Source organism: Erythrobacter oryzae, assembly GCF_030271515.1.
In the GTDB taxonomy this organism is placed as follows: Bacteria; Pseudomonadota; Alphaproteobacteria; order Sphingomonadales; family Sphingomonadaceae; genus Erythrobacter; species Erythrobacter oryzae.
The window spans coordinates 325,133-341,574 of sequence record NZ_JASCXI010000004.1 but is presented as its reverse complement, the minus strand read 5'-3'; the positions used below and the strand labels follow the sequence as shown (position 1 = coordinate 341,574).

Sequence of the window (16,442 nt, the reverse complement as noted above, 5' to 3'; positions counted from 1 at the left end):
GCCTCAGGCGATCTCGAGCAGGCCCGCCGCGCCCATCCCCGCGCCCACGCACATCGTCACCACCGCATAGCGCGCCCCGCGCCGCTTGCCCTCGATCAGCGCGTGGCCGACACAGCGCGCGCCGGTCATGCCATAGGGGTGGCCGACGCTGATCGACCCGCCGTTGACGTTGTAGAGCGCCGGATCGATCCCGAGCGTGTCGCGGCAATAGAGCGCCTGGCTGGCGAAGGCCTCGTTCAGCTCCCACAGGCCGATGTCTGAAACCTTGAGGCCGTGCCGTTCGAGCAACCGCGGGACGGCGTAGATCGGGCCGATGCCCATCTCGTCAGGCTCGCAGCCCGCGGTGGCAAAGCCGCGGAAGAAGCCGAGCGGCTCGATGTTTCGCCGCGCGGCTTCGGCGCCCGACATCATCACCACCGCGCTCGCCCCGTCCGATTGCTGGCTGGCATTGCCGGCGGTGACGGTCTTGCCCTCGGCCATGGTCATGCCGTTCCTGAGCACCGGCTTAAGTCCGGCGAGTGAGTCGAGCGTCGTCTCCGGCCGGTTGCACTCGTCGCGAGAGACAGTGACCTCGACATCGGTGGTCTCGCCCGTCGCCTTGTCGAGCGATTTCCAGGTGGTGGTGAGCGGCACAATCTCGTCATCGAACTTGCCCGAGGCCTGCGCGGCGGCGGTGCGCTGTTGGCTTTCGAGCGCGTATTGATCCTGCGCCTCGCGGGTCACGCCATAGCGTTCGGCGACGATCTCGGCGGTTTCGATCATGCTCATCCACAGCGCCGGGTGGCTGGCGAACAGCCCCGGCTCGACCGCGCCGTGCATGTTCATGTGACCCGAGAGCTGCACCATCGAGATCGACTCGACACCGCCCGCCGCGATCACCGGCACGCCTTCGGCAAGGATGCGGTTGGCGGCGAAGGCGATCGCCTGAAGCCCCGAAGAACAGTAGCGGTTGACCGTCACCCCGCTGGTCGAGACCGGGCAGCCCGCCTTGATCGCGGCGTTTCTCGGGATGTTGAAGCCCGTCGCCCCCTCGGGCATCCCCACGCCGAGGATCACATCCTCGACCTCGGCCGGATCGACGCCCGCGCGCGTCATCGCGTGGCTCAGCGCATGGCCCGCGAGCACGATCGGATGGGTGGCATTGAAGCTCCCCCGCACCGACTTGGCGAGCGCGGTGCGGGCGGTGGAAACGATGGCGATGTCGGTCATGCGGCTCTCCCTTTGCGGAGGTAGCTATACAAATGTTCAGCATAGTGCAAGCTGTGGCCCGATTCTGTTCAGCGTGCTAGGGCGGTGCGGGCTTGGAGGGACAGTGATGGCGAAACGCGCAGCAAAATCGGCGAAACCCGCCGAACAGGCGAACGGCAAGCTGCGGCTAATCAAGGTCGCGATGCGGATGTTCGCCGACAAGGGCTATGACGGGATCACCGTACGCGACATATCGGCGGCGGCGGATGTCTCGGTCGGGCTCATCAACCACCATTTCGGCTCCAAGGAGGGCCTGCGCGAGGCGGTCGACCGCTATTTCATCGAACAGTTCGAGGAAGTGCTGTTCGAACAGCGCCCCGCACCCGCCAACGCGGACGAAGGCATCGCGCAATCGGTTGAATTCACGGAGAACTGGATCAATCGCCACATCGACGACTGGGATCTCACCAAGGCCTATATGCGCCGCGCGCTGCTCGAGGGATCGGACTGGGGGGCAGGGTTGTTCGACCGCTTCTACAACGTCGCGCGCACGGCGGTGGACCGCTCGGACGCCGACGGCAATATCCGCCCGGATGTCGACCGGCTGTGGCTGCCGCTCTTGGTGATGTATCTCGAACTCGGCACCTTGCTGCTCGAGCCCTATGTCGAGCGGGTGCTCGGTAAATCGGGCTTCGACCGCGAGCTGTGGCGGCGGCGGCACAAGGCCTATATCGACCTGATCTACCGCGGCGTGCGGCCAGACAAGTAGGCCTCCATAAACTAAACAATTGCTCAGTCTCTGCACTTTCGCTTATGATGCACCGCGAGGGGTTCCAAGCGAAGGACGGGCCATGCAGCCGATCGAGCACATCTGGGCAGCCAACCAGACCAAATACGCACGCCAGCTGGCCTGCACCCGCATCCACGACCTGCTGGCGAGCCATGCGGCGGCGATCCCGGGTCAGACAGCGGCGGTCGATGGCGACACGCGCCTCACCTATGCCGACCTTGCCGCGCAGGTCGATGCCATCGCGCGCGGGCTGATCGCCGCAGGCATCCGCCCCGGCGACCGTGTCGCGACGATGGTGCCGCCGAGTCTCGAATTCTGGCTGACCTATCTCGCCAGCGTTTCGGTGGGCGCAGTGTGGATGGGCCTCAACCCGCGCTACCAGCTGCCCGAATATGCCTATCTGCTCGCCGATGCGGCCCCGCGGCTGGTGTTCACGGTGAGCGAATATGAAGGCCGCCCCTATGGCGCCGAATTGCAGGAGGTCGGCCCCGCGGTCGAACGCTTCGTCAGCTTCGGGGCGCCCACTGGCAGGGCCGAGAGCTTCGCCGCCTTCCTCGCGGGTGGCGAGAGCGTGGCCGACGTCGATCTAGCCGCCCGGCGCGCCGCGGTCGATCCCGAGGACATCGCCGTGATCGTCTATACTTCAGGTACCACCGGCAAGCCCAAGGGCGCGATGCTCTCGCACCGGGCGATCATGGCGGCGGCGCTTTGCAACCTGTGCTGGATGGATGACGGGCTGGAGAGCACGATCAGCGTCGCCCCGATCAACCATGTGGGCGCGCTCAACAACGTGTGCATGAACGTCTTCGCCTATGGCGGAAAGATCGTGTTCCACCACCGGGTCGATCTTCCCGCCATCGCCGAAATCACCGCGCGCGAGGCGCTCACCTACCTCGTCGCCAGCCCCACCAGTTTCGCGATGCTCGCCGCTCAGGGCGACGCGGGCGCGGTGCGGCTCGGGTCGTACCGGCTGATCGTGTTCGGCGGCGGCGCGACCGCCGAGGCGCTGCTCAAGCCCGTCCATGCAACCGGCGTCAAGATGTACAACGTCTATGGCCAGACCGAGACCTGCGGAATCGTCACTTCGACCGATGACGGCGCGTCCCCGAAGATCATGGCCGAGACCTTCGGCCGCGCCTTGCCCGGAGCCACGATCCGGATCGGCGATGCCGACGGCAAGGCCCTGCCTCCGGGCACTGCGGGGGAAATCCAGGTCTCCGGACCCTATTGTATGAGCGGCTATTTCAACCGCCCCGAAGCCACCGCCGAGGCCTTCACCGCCGACGGTTACCTGCGCACCGGCGACATCGGGGTCGAGCAGCCCGACGGCAACATCTCCTTCGTCGGACGGCTGAAGGAGATGTTCAAGTCGGGCGGCTACAACATCTATCCCGTCGAGATCGAACTGGCATTGAACGAGCATCCCGCGGTCACGCTGGCAGCCGTGCTGCCGGTCGCCCATCCGGTGTTCCAGGAGGTCGGCCACGCCTTCATCGAGACCAGCGATCCGGCGCTCGATGCCGAGGCGCTCAAGGACTTTCTCAAGGCCCGGCTCGCCAACTACAAGATCCCCAAGAGCTTCAGCTTCGAGCCCGAACTGCCCAAGCTTCCCAACAGCAAGATCGACAAGCAGGCGCTCAAGCGCCGCCTCGAGGAAAAGGCCGCAGCATGAGCGAAGAGCACATCCGTATCGAGCGCGCAGGCGCGATTGCCACGATCGTCCTTGCCCGGCCCGACAAGCGCAATGCTCTCACCCCGGCGATGCTGCTGCGGCTGCGCGCCATCGCTGAGGGCTTGCGCGACGAGCCCGACATCCGCGCGGTGGTGATCCGGGGCGAAGGGGCGCATTTCTCGGTGGGCGCGGATATCAGCCAGATGGGCGGCGAGGCGCCTCCCACCGTCCACCTGCGCCGCACCGCCGAAGCGGGCGCGCTGCTGATGCGGGCAATCCGCGAGATCCATCAGCCGGTCATCTGCGCGATGCAGGGGATCGCCACAGGCGGGGCGACCTGCATCGCCACGGCTTGCGACTTCCGCCTCGGCACACCGGGCGCGCGGATCGGGTATGGCGAGGTCAAGCTCGGCATCAACCTGATGTGGCATGCCCTGCCGCTGGCGATCCAGACCGTCGGTCTCTCGCGCGCCAAGACCATGGTGATGACCGGCGACCTGTTCGATGCCGAGACCATGCGCGATTGGGGCTTCTTCGACCGGTTGGTGCCCGAGACCGAGCTCGCCGCCGAGGCCGAGGCGCTGGCGCACAAATACGCGGCGCTCCCCCCGATCGCGGTGCAGATGATCAAGCGCAGCGCCAATGCCTATGCCGGCGCACTCGATCAGGCGGTGATGCACGCCGATGCCGACCAGTGGTTGCTCGCCACCCGAACGGCCGACTTCCGCGAGGGCGTGGCCTCGTTCTTCGAAAAGCGCCCGCCGGACTTCACCGGGGAATGACAGAACATATGTTCAGTTTGATCTTGCGTCGGACTGAACATATGTTTAGCGATAGCGCATTGCGGACGACCGGTCGCACGAACCGGCGCCGCGCATCTCGAGGGGAGGATCACCGATGGCTCGCTTGAACAATTCACGTCCGTTGCAGGGCAGTGCCGGCATGGCCGCGCTCGCGGTGGCGCTGTGCGCCGCGCCGGCCCTTGCGCAAGACAATGCCGGTGCCGACGAAAGCGAGCCCGGCGAAATCATCGTCACCGCGCAGAAGCGCGAACAGGCGCTGACCGATGTGCCGCTCGCGATCCAGGCAATCTCGGGCGAGCAGCTCGAGGAACAGGGCACCAAGGAACTCAACGACCTGATCGAAGCGATCCCGGGCGCCTCCAGCGTCTCGCGCACCGCGCCGGGTTTCGAGACGATCCAGATCCGCGGCATCGCCAGCGGCACCACGGGGGATGCGACCGTCGGCTACTATGTCGACGACGTGCCCTTCAGCGTGCCCAACCTCCAGCTCGCGCCTCCTGCGCGGCTGTTCGATCTCCAGCGGGTCGAAGTGCTGCGTGGCCCGCAGGGCACGCTCTACGGGCAGGGCGCGATGGGCGGGACGATCCGCATGATCACCGCCGCGCCGGATTACGACGACGTGCTCGGCCGCGCGCAGATCGAAGGCTCGACCACCGCCGGGGGCGAGGGCAGCTACGCCGTCGACGGCGTGGTCAACGTGCCGATTGCCGAGGGCAAGATCGCGCTGCGGGTGAGCGGCGGTTACGAATCCGTCGGCGGCTTTGCCGATCTGGCGCGCTCGGACGGCGCGGGCGGGTTCAATGTCACCCGCCGCAATGTCAACGATCAGGAATCGTGGAACATCCGCGGCAAGCTCGGCATCCGGGTGAGCGATGCGGTCGAGGTCGAGCTGGGCGCATGGCGGGTCGAGAACACGCTCGATTTCCGCAACGCGATGGACGATGTCGATCCGCCGCGCTTCAACGACACCACCGGGCCGGACAACCGCCCGAACTACATCAAGACCAACCTCACGCTGCTGTCGGGTGTCATCAACGCCGATCTGGGCGGCGCGAAGCTGACCAGCTCGACATCCTACATCGACTCCGTGCTCGATTTCGACGCCTCGTTCCTCGCGGGCGGCATCCTGCGCAACGATTCCCGCTTCGACACCACCGCTTTCACGCAGGAAATCCGTCTCGCCTCCAATGGCGACGGGCCCTTCACCTGGCTCGTCGGCGGCTATTACAGCAACGGCCAGATCGAGAGCGACATCTGCCTCGGCCTGATCGTGCCCTGCGCTGCCCCTTTCCCGCCGTTCAACATCAATTCGACCGGCAAGATCGAAACCGAAGCCTTCGCCATCTTCGGCGAGCTGTCCTATGCCCTGTTCGACGAGCGTCTGGTGGCAACCGTGGGCGGCCGCTATTTCGAGGACAAGCGAACCACTTCGGGTCGTGATCGCTACACCAACACCGCCGCCCCGGCTGACGGTGCGACCTTCGACACCTTCAATCCGCGCTTCAACCTGTCGTTCAAGGTGACCGACGATGTGCTGGTCTACGGCAACATCGCCAAGGGCTTCCGCAGCGGATCGTTCCAGACCCCGGCGCAGGCCGCCTCGGCAAGCGCGGCGCTGGGTGTGACGGTGCCGACCGATATTCAGCCGGACGTGGTGTGGAGCTACGAAATCGGAACCAAGGGGCGTATTGCCGATGGGCTCATCACCTTCGATATTGCCGCTTACACGATCGACTGGACCAACATCCAGCTCCAGACCACCATCACCGGGGTTGCGACCCTCTCCAACGGCGGCGACGCGCGCAGCCGGGGGATCGATCTGGGCCTGACGCTCGAGCCGGTGCGCGGGTTCCAGCTCCAGGCGGTGGGCAACATCAACGACAGCGAGTTCACCTCGGTGCTGCCCGCGATCGTCGCCTTCAACCCGCTGGCCGCGCCCGGATCGCCGATCCCCGGCGTGCCCGACAGCAGCCTCAACCTCAGCGCCAGCTATCGCTGGGACATCGCCGCGTGGGACGCGAAGGCGAGCCTTTCGGCGGGCTATGTCTACCGCGCCGAACAGCTCGATTCGAGCGGCCTTGCCTCGGATCAGCTCGATGAGCTGAACCTGCGCGCGGGGCTGGAGAAGGGCGGCTGGAAGCTGTTCGTCTTCGCCGAGAACCTCACCAACAACCGTGTGGCGGTGGTCAACGGGCCGCTGGGCGTGCAGCCCAATTTCCCGCGCCGGATCGGTGCGCGCTTCGCCATCGACTTCTGATCGGTTCGCCTTCCCATGAACCGGACTGGGGCAGCGTCGGACCAGCAGTCTGACGCTGCCTTTTTGCCTGCCTGTCACGCATATCGAGGAGTCCCCCATGCAATTGCTTGACCCTGAAGCCGCCGCCGCGCTGGTGGGCACCGATCTGGGCGCCTCGGACTGGAAGCGCGTCGACCAGGCGCGGATCGACGCCTTTGCCGAGGTGACGGAAGATCACCAGTTCATCCACGTCGATCCGGTCGCGGCGGCCGCCACGCCTTTCGGCGGCACGATTGCCCACGGCTTTCTCACCCTGTCGCTGCTTGCATCGATGCAGCCCGAGGGCGCCATCGTGCTGAAGGGGATCAAGATGGGGGTGAACTACGGCTTCGAGAAAGTGCGCTTCCTCCAGCCCGTCCCCTCGGGCAGCCGCATCCGCGCGCGGCACCGGCTGAAGGCGTTCGAGGAAAAGGGCGGCGGGCGCTATCTCGTCACCACCGAAGTGACGGTCGAGATCGAGGGGCAGGACAAGCCCGCGCTGATCGCCGACTGGCTGGGGATGCAATTCTGCTGATGGCGCAAGGGGCGGCCCCGGCGCGGCTGTTCGAGACTTTCGGCCCGCCCGATGCGCCGGCGGTGGTGCTGTGCCACGGCCTTGGGCTCGATGCTGCCAATATGCTGGAGCTTGCCCATGCGCTGGCCCGGCAGCGCCGCGTGCTTGTGTGGAACATGCCCGGCCATGGCGGAACGCCGCCAGCCGAGGACTATGCGCCCGCCGCCATGGCGCAGCGCTGCCTTGCAGCGATGGATGCCGCCGGGATCGAAGCGGCCGACCTCGTCGGCTTTTCTTTTGGCGGTCTGGTTGCCCAGTGGCTTGCCGCGAGCGCGCCGGAGCGGGTGCTCTCGCTGGTCGCCTACGGGTGTTTTGCGCCATTCCATCAGCCTGCGCCGGTCGGTCCGGTGCAGCGCGCCGCGTTGCTGGCCGCATGGCGTCTGCTGCCTTGGCAGCGCCTCTGCCGCCAGTTCGCGCAAGCCTGCGCGGCGACACCGCAAGGCCAGGCAGAGGTGCTGCGCGCGCTGGGCGGCACGACCAAGCCTGTGTTCCTCGCCATCAGCGACGCGCTGTTCCAGAGCTTTGTGCCGCGTCCGGAGCAGCGCTTTGCCATGCCGCTGATGCTGCTGCGGGGGGACAAGGATGCCAACGCGCCGGGCCTCGATGCCGGGTGGGCAGGGCTTATGAGGCAGCACCCGCACGCCATCCGGCAGATCATTGCCGGAGCCGGCCATTGTGCGCACAATGATCAGCCCGATGCAACGGCCACAGCACTCCGTGCCTTCCTCGACGCAGTCTCGCCCGGGTCGAATTGAGACGATAGCGCGCGCTCAACGCGGCGACGCGTCAAGCCGGGTGGCGCGCGAACCAGTCCAGCAGCGCCGCGTTCACCGCTTCGGGCGCCTCGGCGTGGCAGAAGTGCCCTGCGCCGGGGATGGAGCGGGTTTCGAGCCCGCCGGGAAAATCGCTCTCGCGCATCGCGCCGAGGAACACGTCCTGCGTGATGCACTGGTCCTCCGCCCCGCAGATGCCGAGGGTCGGGACGGTGATCGGGCGGGTGAGCAGCGCGGCGGTTTCCTGCGCGGCGGGCGAGACGGCATCGAAGGCCTGCCGGTAGTATTCGAGCGCCGCGCGCGCGACGCCGGGCTGGCGGAACGTCGCCTTCATCGCCGCGAGCAGCTGCGCAGGAATGTCCCACCCGGGCGACCACGCACGCCACAGGGCTTCAAGATAGGCGCAGTCATCGGCGATGATCTGCTCCTCGAACCCCGGCGTCTGGAAGGCGAGGATATAGGCCGAGCGCGCCTGCTGTTCGGCATTGGCGGCAAAAGCCTCGCCGAAGCGGACGGGGTGGGGCACCGCGATGGTGGTCAGCGAGGCGAAGCGTTCTGGCGCAAGGCTGGCGGCGGCATAGGCAATGTTCGCGCCCCAATCATGGCCGACCAGATGCACCGGCCCATCCGAGAGCGCGGCGGCGAAGGCCGTCACATCCTCGGCCATGCGCACAGCGTGATAATCGCCGTCCTCGGGCTGTGACGATGGCTCGTAGCCCCGCATCGTCACCGCAACAGGGCGATATCCCGCTTCGGCCAGCGCGCCCAGCTGGTGGGCGAAGGTGGCGGGCGTATCGGGGAAGCCGTGGAGCATCAGCACCACCGGCCCCGCGCCTGCCGCATGGGCCGTGAAGGCGAGACCCGCATGGGTGAGGGTCAGCGTCTCCGGTGTCACAGCCGCGCGTCGCTCCAGGGGTCGATCATGATCTTGGCGTGCCTTTCGGGGTCTTCGAGCGCGGTGAAGGCCTCGGCGATTCCCTCGAGCCCGACCGTGCCGGTCACCAGCGGTTGCCAGTCGATCTCGCCCTCGGCCACTGCCACCAGCGCCTCGGCGAATTCGGCGGGGGTGTAGTAGAGCACGAATTGCAGGTTCAGCTCCTTGGCGATGGCGACCATCGGGTTGAAGCTGTCCTCGCCCTGCGGGATACCGGCGACCACGATCTGCGAGCCGACCGGCGCGGTGTTGATCGTCTGCGAGAGCACCCCGCGCACGCCGGTGCAGTCGAACACGATGGCGGGCGCGGCGAGGCCCAGCGCCTCGAACACGGGACGTTCGGCAGGGTGGACGACCTCGCTCGCCCCCATCTGCCTGGCGAGTTCGCGCCGCTTGGGCGAGAAGTCCGAGGCGACGATGTTGGTGACGCCGCGCATCTTGAGTACCGCGATAATCGCAAGCCCGATGGGCCCGCAGCCGAGCACCGCGCAAGGCATGTCGCTCTCGCCCAGCACCGACTTGGCGACCGCGTGGACAGCGATTCCGAGCGGCTCGACCAGCGCGGCGGCGGCATCGGGGACACCTTCGGGGATCCTGAGCAGCAGTGCCTCGGTGCCGAGGAAGTATTCGGCATAGGCCCCGTCGACCTCGACATTGGCGCCGATCGGCACCGGCGCGCCGTCGCGCAGCAGGAAGGGAACCGAGACCACCCGGTCACCCACCGCCAACGCCTGCGCCGTATCAGGCCCGAAGGCGACCACCTCGCCGACATATTCGTGGCCCAGCACCATGCCCTTGTCGAGATCCTGCCCCGGTGCCCCCAGCGCACGGGCGGTCGCGTCGATCTCGCGGGCGTGCTTGAACTGGTGGAGGTCCGAACCGCAGATCCCGCAAAGCCGGGTGCGCAGCAGCACCTCGCCCGGGCCGGGGACGGGCATGGGCCGGTCCTCGATGGTGAAGGCCCGGTCTCGCATCACAGCCGCGCGCATCGCTCAGGCCCCCGTGACGATCAGCTTGGAGGTATCGAGGCCCAGCGCTTCGCAATAGCCGGTGTAGAGTTCCAGCGCTGCACGCGCGTCGATGATCGAGGTGATCTTGTGTTCGCCGTCGACATTGATGTTCGCGCCGTAGATCGCGAACCAGGCGATGGTGTCGCCATCCTGATCCTCGGGCGTGCACAGGGTGTGGAGCGATCCGGCGGGCTCGAACAGGTAGGAACCGGGCGAATTCACCGCCTCGGGGGTCTCGGCATAGAACCAGCGCCCCTGCAGCGTCACCGCAAAGACGAGGCCGGTGTGGTAGTGGGTCGGCACGCGGTAGCCCGGCGGGATGCGCGACTTGGAGACCCACAGGTTCTGGTTGAGATCGACGTGGAGCAGCTGGAGCGCGCTGCCGTCGCCCGCCTCCATCCACGGCAGCTCGTCCGCACCGACATGCATGGTCTGCTGGTCGGAATGGGTCGGCACGATCGGCCGCGCCATCACGCGGGCGAGGAATTCCTGCAGGGCGGCCGGAATGGCAATCGGAGTCTGTTCCATGGGTGTGTCCGTCGTCTCAGGCGGTGGTGAGGGCGGTGCGCGAATAGTGCTCGCGCGCGGTCTGGAATTGCTCGGGCAGGTCGACCTTGGCGGGGTTGTACCAGGGCATATAGGTCGCCAGCACGCGGGGGATGCCGCGCTTCAGGTAATGGCTGTTGAAGGCCTTGCGGCGCGCGGCGATCTCGGGGGTGTTGTAGGCCGCGAACAGCTCGCCCTGCGGCGCGACCAGCACCGCCTGAAAGCGCTTCACCCAGCCCATGTAGTGCTTCTGCGACCACAGGCTCTGCTTCATGCGGTAGAACCAGCTGCCGACGATATGTTCGTAGACGTCGAAGGCAACCGTGCGGTGCTCGAGCTCCTCCATCACGTGCCACTTGGCAAGGTCTGCCAGCGGGCTGTCGGTGCGGTCATAGAGCCCCACTTCGAACTGCGCGCGCGACATGGCGCTGGTCATGCTCTCGAAGCCTTCGGCGTAGGCGAGTTTGAACTTCAGCGGCTTGTCGCGGGTGAAGGCCTTGAGTTCGGCATCAAGCTCCTTCTCCAGCGGTAGCAGCGCTTCGTAGGAAGGGTGCAGCGCGCGGATGAGTTCATTGGCGCGGGCGTGCTGCTTGTAGTGCTCGCCCTCCTGCGCGCAGAAGCGCTTGAGGTCTTCCTTGATCTGCGGATCGCGGATCAGCGGCAGCGCGTCGCGCATGGTGCGGATCAGGAACGGCTCGAGATAGGGGAGCATCATCCACGCGCCGAGGAACATGAAGGACATCTCGGGATCGTCCTTGACGAACACCAGATCCATGTCGGGGCGGAAGGCAAACTCCATCCGCCGGATCGTCATTTCTTCCATCAGGGCTCTCCGACGCGTGATTCTTTGGCGTCAAACTAAACATATGTTCAGTGATTGGCAACGCAATTTGCGGGTGCGTGGCGTCCGAATGATGAAACGCATCGCCGGGGCCAGGGGGACAATGTCGCCGGGCGGGGCTAGCCCCAGCCCTGGTCGCGAAGGCTGGCCAGCATGGCGCGGCTGACGGGGACGGTGAGCCCGCCTTGCAGCGTCAGTTCGGCCTTGCCCTCGCGCCGCGCCAGCGTCTCGACCGCGGCCCGCGCTGCCCACCAGCTGCGGTGGACCCGCACGCCCGCCGCCTCGTGCAGTAGCGCACAGGCGTCGGTCATGCGCATCAGCACGAGGTCGCTTCCGGCATCGGTGTGGATGCGCAAATAGTGGTCCTCGGCCTCGATCGCGATCAGCCGCGCCTGCCTGAGGCGCACGGGGAGCTTCTCGGCGATGAGTTCGGGCAGCTCTGGCAGCACGGGGAGGGATGGCGCCGCATCGGCTGCGGGGTGCTCCGGCACAGCCGCATTGACCGGAGCGGCGGCGGGCACCGCGGGAGGGGAGGGATAGGCCGGCTCTGCCGCGGGCGGCACGGCAAGGTGGTTGATCGTGGTCAGCACCAGCGCCACCATCAGCACCGTCAGGCCGAAGAACACCACCACCCCCGGCGTGATCGCGTCGAGCCCGAAGAACAGCGCGGTCGCGACGATCACCATGAAGGTGTGCGGCACCGATACCAGCAGCGCGACCACCGCGATCTCGGTCCAGCGCCGCCCGTTCAAGGCTCCCCACGCGCTCACCGCGGTCTGCACGGCGATCCCTAGCAGCGAGCCGGGCAGGATCACGCTCGCCCAGTAGAGCAGCCGGTAGCCGAAGGGCGCCTGCCCCGTGTTCATCGCCCCCAGCACCGCCAGCACCACCGCTGCGGCCAGCCCGATTCCCAGACCGCGCAGCGCGCGGGCGCGCAGCGGATGTGCATTTGGCGAAGCGTGAAATGCAGGCGGGTTCATCTCGCGTATCCGGCGGCGCAGCTTGCGAAAGTGGCCGCGACGCCGTGCCTTAGCGAGGGCATCGGGGGTCTCGCAAGGCCCGCTTCGCAAGGGCCGGGATCAAGGAGAACCGACCAATGACTTTCCGCCTCGTCACCCCGCTGCTGATCGCCGCCGCCGCGCCGCCGCTGGGCGGGTGCGCGATCTCGATCAATGACCCGGGTGCTCCCTCGCCGTCGGTCGCGCGGGCTGCGGCCGCAAGCCTGGCGATCCGCTTCGAAGGAATCGAGACCCCCAAGGGCCAGATCATGCTGAGCGTCTTCGACAATGCCGCGGCGCACGACCAGAACGGCGCTCCGGTGCGCGTCGCCGCGGTCCCGGTCGATGGCACGACGGCCGTCGCCAGCTTCGAGGGCCTCGCGCCGGGCGATTATGCGGTGAAGGCGTTCCACGACATCGACAGCGACGGCAAGATGGGCACCAACCCCTTCGGCATGCCGCTCGAGCCCTATGCCTTCTCGAACAACGCCAAGGTGCAGGGCGGCCCGCCGCGCTGGGAGGCCGCGCGTTTCCCGGTCGTCGCCGGGGCGAACACCATCCGCATCACCATCAAGTAAAGGGGCAAGAAAGATGCTCGACCGCCGTGAACTGCTCCGCCGCGGGATGCTTGCTGCCGGGGCCGCCGCCATGCCCTCCATGCTCGCTGCGCAGGTCAAGCCCGCTGCGGACTGGACGCTGGGCCTCACCGACGTGATGGGCGACATCGCCCCGCAGCCGCTCACCCGGCTCCACGGCAAGGCGCCCGCTCCGGCCGGAACGCTCTACCGCAACGGCCCCGCGCGCTTCCGGCGCGGGGCGAGCGCAGTCACGCACTGGTTCGATGGCGATGGGCTGGTGCGTGCATGGCGTATCAAGGGCGACAGCGCGAGCCTCGCCGCGCGCTTCGTCGACACGCCCAAGCGGCGGCTCGAGGAGCGGCTGGGCGCGATCGTCCAGCCCGGCTTCGGCACGCCGCCGCGCCCCGGCAACGAGCTCGGCGGGCCGGATGATGCCAACGCAGCCAACACCCATGTCATTGCCGCGGGCGGCCAGCTGCTGGCGCTGTGGGAGGCCGGATCGCCCTTCGCACTCGACCCCGAGACGCTGGCGACGCGCGGGCCGGTGACCTTCCGGCCGGACCTCGCGCAGATGCCCTTCCTCGCCCACCCCCGCATCGAGCCTTCGGGCCGCATCTGGAACATCGGATCGGGCGGCGATCATGCCTTCATCTGGCGGCTTTCCGCGAATGGCCAGTTCGAGGCGGGCCAGACCATCCGCCTGCCGATGGCAAGCTACATGCACGATTTCACCGCCACGGCGCGCCACCTCGTGATCCTGTGCCAGCCCTGGGTGCAGACCTCGCCCAATGTGCCCTACCTGCGCAGCCTAGAATGGCAGCCCGAGCGCGGGAGCCGCGTGCTGGTGATCGACAAGGACGACCTTACCAAGCGCCGCGAATACGAACTGCCGCCGCTGTTTTTCTTCCACTTGGGCGATGCGTGGGAGGATGCGGACGGCACGATCCGCTTCGACGGGTGCTTCCACAAGGACCCGGCCTTTCCGGTGCTCGGCGCCGCAGCGCTGGTCGAGGGGCGGCGCGAGCACAGCGAGATGCCCGCGCTGACCCTCGTCACCCTGCGTCCCGACGGTCGCGCTGACCTCTCTGCGGCCGGGGTCACCGCCGAATTCCCCCGCGCCGCCCCCGAGATCGCGGGCCTTCAGCGCAGCAAGACGGTGTTCGTCGGCGACTACAGCAACGAGCGGCCCTTCGCCCGCGCGGTCGGGATCTGGGACTGGGAGAGGGGGACCGCCGACCGCTTCGACTTCGGGGCGCAGCAGCTGGTCGAGGAGTTCGTCCCCGCGGGCGATCACCTGATCGGCACGACGCTCAACCTTGCGGCAGGCGCAAGCGAACTCCACGTCTTCGACGCCCGCCGCGTGGCCGATGGCCCCGTTGTTTCATGGCGCAGCGAGGTGGCCTTGCCGCTGTCCTTCCATGGCAGCTGGGTGGGGTGAGCCGAATGCGCTGCCTTGCAAAGCCGGGTTAGGCTTCCGGGCCGCCGGGCGCCCTCGTCTCCGTCAGGATCGCGCAGCGGCGTGCGACCTCCGGGTCTTCGTGCAGCTCCCCGGCGGCGATGGCGATACGGCGGCGCCAGTTGGGGTGGGTCTCGACGGTGCCGGGCAGGTTGGGCTGTTCCTCGAGCCCCAGCATGTCCTCGAGCGACACCAGCGCGAGCGCCGAGGGCGTGCGCGCGATGTGGGCAATCGCTGCATCGACCACCGGTGCGGGGTCGTCGGGAGCGGGGCGCGGTGCGGTGTGATTTAGGGTCGACCACAAGAGGCCCCGGTCCCATTCGCGGATCGCTTCGGCCTCGGCGCGGGTGAGCCCTTCGGGCAGGCGGCCGAGTGTCTCCGCCCAGTCGAGATCGCGCCCGCGCCACCAGCCCGCGACGGTGACGGTGTCGTGCGTCCCGCTCATCGCGGCGCTGAGCGGCTCGTAGTCGCCTGCGCCGATGAAGCCGTGATCGGCGGCACGCTCGAACCACAGCACCCGCATCCCCAGCATCGCCCGCGAAGTGACCGCGCCAGTGAAACCGTAAGGGGCGGTGCCCAAGTCCTCGGCGATGATGAAGGCCCCCGCACGGTGCGCCTCCAAGGTGGCGAGGCGGATGAGGTCTTCGAAGGGGTAGGCAAGGTAGACCCCGTCCTGCGTCGCGCCGCCCTCGGGGATCACCCAGAGCCGGGCGAGGCCGAAGGCGTGGTCGATCCTCAGGCCCCCGCCGCTCGCGAGGCCTGCGCGGATCATGGCGATCCACGGTTCGTAAGCGCTCGCGCGCAGGCCATCGGGCGAGAAGCCGGTGATCGACCAGTTCTGCCCCAGCGGCCCGAGCGGATCGGGCGGCGCGCCGATGGTGAGGCCGTCCAGCATCGCGTGGCGCATCGACCAGGCGTCGCTCCCCGAGGGATCGACACCGACGGCGAGGTCTCCGATCAGCCCGATGGCCATGCCAGCGCCCGTGGCGGCGGCCTGTGCGGCATCGAGCCCTGCCCGCGTCAGGGACTGGACGAAGAGGTGGAAGGCGATCTCGTCCGCGTGCGCGGCAGCAAAGCCGAGCGCGGCCTCGCCCGCAGGGTCGTGATAGGCGGCGGGCCAGTCGCGCCAGCCATGCGCGCCGGTGGCCGCGCGGAAATGGCAGTCGAGCGCGTCGAACAGCGCGTGGCGGCGCAGCATCGGTTCGTCGGTCGCGGTGAAGGCGGCGCGGCGGGCGGGGTCGAGTGCGGCGAACACGCCGTGCAACTGGGCGAGGCGGCGCGGCAAGGCCTCGGCCCAGTCGATCAGCGGCGGGGAGTCTTCGTCGGCGGGCAGGGGCGGGAGGTCCGCCAGTACCGGGTCGGCGAGCGCGCCGTTCAGGAACAGGCGGCTCGAGGGCGAATAGGGGCTGTAACCCTTGCCATGCCCGGGAAACAGCGCGTGGACGGGATTGATCGCCAGCGCATCCGCGCCGCCCGCAGCGAAGGCGCGCGCAGCCTCGGCGAGTTCGCCGAAGGTGCCAAAGGGGGAAGGGCGCGCACCGCGCAGCGCTGGGATCTGCACCGACACCCCCCACGGCCGCGCGCCCCCGGGCTGCGGCGGCAGCGGGCAGCGCGCCGGGGCCACCGCAAGCCGCGTCGTGCGCCCGCCAACCGCCAGGTCGTAATAGCCCGGCGCCTGCGGAGCCATCAGCCGGTCGCCCTCCACCGCCAGCGCGCGGGTGCCGCCGTCTTCCCCGGTGGCTTCGGCGTGCGTGACGGGGAAGGGCAGGGTGATCGCCCCGCCGCAATCGGCGACCAGCATGGCAGCGAGCCCCCGGCGCTGCTCGTCGATCACGGCGAGGCTGCGCACCATCTGCCGCTCGCTCGCCGCCTCGTGCCCGAGCGCCGTCAGCACTGCCGCCAGCGCGTCGTCGGTCACGACCTGATGCCGGCCCTCGACATCGGTCCACTCGCGGGCCACCCCCGCCGCCTCAGCCAGCGCGTGCAATCGGTCCATCGCCGCCT

Annotated in this window: 15 protein-coding genes; 8 read left to right on the top strand and 7 right to left on the bottom strand. The window is 68.1% G+C overall.

Going from position 1 to position 16,442, the window contains the following annotated elements; translation table 11 throughout:
- Window positions 1-3: 3 nt before the first annotated feature.
- Window positions 4-1,209 (bottom strand): acetyl-CoA C-acyltransferase, encoded by a 1,206-nt coding sequence (locus PFX90_RS14215; protein ID WP_285713234.1) that lies wholly within the window; start codon window positions 1,207-1,209, stop codon window positions 4-6.
- A 106-nt stretch (window positions 1,210-1,315) separates the two neighbouring features.
- Between PFX90_RS14215 and PFX90_RS14210 the strand changes: the two genes are divergently transcribed.
- The 6 genes from PFX90_RS14210 to PFX90_RS14185 all read left to right on the top strand — a co-directional run bounded on the left by PFX90_RS14210 (window position 1,316) and on the right by PFX90_RS14185 (window position 8,057).
- Window positions 1,316-1,957, top strand: a complete 642-nt coding sequence (locus tag PFX90_RS14210) for a TetR/AcrR family transcriptional regulator (RefSeq protein WP_285713233.1) — start codon at window positions 1,316-1,318, stop codon at window positions 1,955-1,957.
- A gap of 82 nt (window positions 1,958-2,039) precedes the next feature.
- Window positions 2,040-3,650, top strand: coding sequence for a class I adenylate-forming enzyme family protein (locus PFX90_RS14205; protein ID WP_285713232.1), 1,611 nt, complete (start codon window positions 2,040-2,042; stop codon window positions 3,648-3,650).
- On the top strand, window positions 3,647-4,432 hold the full coding sequence (locus PFX90_RS14200) for an enoyl-CoA hydratase/isomerase family protein (RefSeq protein WP_285713231.1): 786 nt from the start codon (window positions 3,647-3,649) through the stop codon (window positions 4,430-4,432). Before PFX90_RS14205 ends, PFX90_RS14200 begins: the two co-directional genes overlap by 4 nt.
- Window positions 4,433-4,547: 115 nt before the next feature.
- Entirely contained in the window at window positions 4,548-6,710 is a 2,163-nt protein-coding gene (locus tag PFX90_RS14195; RefSeq protein ID WP_285713230.1) for a TonB-dependent receptor, read from the top strand.
- A gap of 97 nt (window positions 6,711-6,807) precedes the next feature.
- A complete protein-coding gene (locus tag PFX90_RS14190; RefSeq protein WP_285713229.1) occupies window positions 6,808-7,263 on the top strand; it encodes a MaoC family dehydratase in 456 nt (151 codons plus the stop codon).
- Complete coding sequence (locus PFX90_RS14185) at window positions 7,263-8,057, top strand: alpha/beta fold hydrolase (RefSeq protein WP_285713228.1); 795 nt, start codon at window positions 7,263-7,265, stop codon at window positions 8,055-8,057. Before PFX90_RS14190 ends, PFX90_RS14185 begins: the two co-directional genes overlap by 1 nt.
- Before the next feature lie 31 nt (window positions 8,058-8,088).
- Here PFX90_RS14185 and PFX90_RS14180 read toward each other — a convergent pair whose 3' ends face one another.
- The 5 genes from PFX90_RS14180 to PFX90_RS14160 form a co-directional block, all read right to left on the bottom strand.
- Complete coding sequence (locus tag PFX90_RS14180) at window positions 8,089-8,970, bottom strand: alpha/beta fold hydrolase (RefSeq protein ID WP_285713227.1); 882 nt, start codon at window positions 8,968-8,970, stop codon at window positions 8,089-8,091.
- Window positions 8,967-9,983, bottom strand: a complete 1,017-nt coding sequence (locus tag PFX90_RS14175; protein WP_285713226.1) for a zinc-binding dehydrogenase — start codon at window positions 9,981-9,983, stop codon at window positions 8,967-8,969. The genes PFX90_RS14180 and PFX90_RS14175 overlap by 4 nt, the downstream gene beginning before the upstream one ends.
- Before the next feature lie 18 nt (window positions 9,984-10,001).
- A complete protein-coding gene (locus PFX90_RS14170; RefSeq protein WP_285713225.1) occupies window positions 10,002-10,547 on the bottom strand; it encodes a 2,4'-dihydroxyacetophenone dioxygenase family protein in 546 nt (181 codons plus the stop codon).
- A 16-nt stretch (window positions 10,548-10,563) separates the two neighbouring features.
- Window positions 10,564-11,388, bottom strand: coding sequence for a metal-dependent hydrolase (locus PFX90_RS14165; RefSeq protein WP_285713224.1), 825 nt, complete (start codon window positions 11,386-11,388; stop codon window positions 10,564-10,566).
- 137 nt (window positions 11,389-11,525) lie between these two features.
- Window positions 11,526-12,386 (bottom strand): LytTR family DNA-binding domain-containing protein, encoded by an 861-nt coding sequence (locus PFX90_RS14160; protein WP_285713222.1) that lies wholly within the window; start codon window positions 12,384-12,386, stop codon window positions 11,526-11,528.
- Window positions 12,387-12,502: 116 nt separating this feature from the next.
- On the opposite strand from PFX90_RS14160, the gene PFX90_RS14155 reads away from it, so the two are divergent.
- Complete coding sequence (locus PFX90_RS14155) at window positions 12,503-12,982, top strand: DUF2141 domain-containing protein (protein WP_285713221.1); 480 nt, start codon at window positions 12,503-12,505, stop codon at window positions 12,980-12,982.
- A gap of 13 nt (window positions 12,983-12,995) precedes the next feature.
- Complete coding sequence (locus tag PFX90_RS14150; protein WP_285713220.1) at window positions 12,996-14,420, top strand: carotenoid oxygenase family protein; 1,425 nt, start codon at window positions 12,996-12,998, stop codon at window positions 14,418-14,420.
- A gap of 28 nt (window positions 14,421-14,448) precedes the next feature.
- Here PFX90_RS14150 and malQ read toward each other — a convergent pair whose 3' ends face one another.
- Window positions 14,449-16,434, bottom strand: coding sequence for a 4-alpha-glucanotransferase (gene malQ, locus PFX90_RS14145; RefSeq protein WP_285713219.1), 1,986 nt, complete (start codon window positions 16,432-16,434; stop codon window positions 14,449-14,451).
- Window positions 16,435-16,442 lie beyond the last annotated feature (8 nt).

Bases quoted from the DNA above. Each gene is read 5' to 3' on its own strand.
- PFX90_RS14215 (WP_285713234.1), bottom strand. From the start codon at position 1,209: ATGACCGACATCGCCATCGTTTCCACCGCCCGCACCGCGCTCGCCAAG.
- PFX90_RS14210 (WP_285713233.1), top strand. From the start codon at position 1,316: ATGGCGAAACGCGCAGCAAAATCGGCGAAACCCGCCGAACAGGCGAAC.
- PFX90_RS14205 (WP_285713232.1), top strand. From the start codon at position 2,040: ATGCAGCCGATCGAGCACATCTGGGCAGCCAACCAGACCAAATACGCA.
- PFX90_RS14200 (WP_285713231.1), top strand. From the start codon at position 3,647: ATGAGCGAAGAGCACATCCGTATCGAGCGCGCAGGCGCGATTGCCACG.
- PFX90_RS14195 (WP_285713230.1), top strand. From the start codon at position 4,548: ATGGCTCGCTTGAACAATTCACGTCCGTTGCAGGGCAGTGCCGGCATG.
- PFX90_RS14190 (WP_285713229.1), top strand. From the start codon at position 6,808: ATGCAATTGCTTGACCCTGAAGCCGCCGCCGCGCTGGTGGGCACCGAT.
- PFX90_RS14185 (WP_285713228.1), top strand. From the start codon at position 7,263: ATGGCGCAAGGGGCGGCCCCGGCGCGGCTGTTCGAGACTTTCGGCCCG.
- PFX90_RS14175 (WP_285713226.1), bottom strand. From the start codon at position 9,983: ATGCGAGACCGGGCCTTCACCATCGAGGACCGGCCCATGCCCGTCCCC.
- PFX90_RS14170 (WP_285713225.1), bottom strand. From the start codon at position 10,547: ATGGAACAGACTCCGATTGCCATTCCGGCCGCCCTGCAGGAATTCCTC.
- PFX90_RS14165 (WP_285713224.1), bottom strand. From the start codon at position 11,388: ATGGAAGAAATGACGATCCGGCGGATGGAGTTTGCCTTCCGCCCCGAC.
- PFX90_RS14160 (WP_285713222.1), bottom strand. From the start codon at position 12,386: ATGAACCCGCCTGCATTTCACGCTTCGCCAAATGCACATCCGCTGCGC.
- PFX90_RS14155 (WP_285713221.1), top strand. From the start codon at position 12,503: ATGACTTTCCGCCTCGTCACCCCGCTGCTGATCGCCGCCGCCGCGCCG.
- PFX90_RS14150 (WP_285713220.1), top strand. From the start codon at position 12,996: ATGCTCGACCGCCGTGAACTGCTCCGCCGCGGGATGCTTGCTGCCGGG.
- malQ (WP_285713219.1), bottom strand. From the start codon at position 16,434: ATGGACCGATTGCACGCGCTGGCTGAGGCGGCGGGGGTGGCCCGCGAG.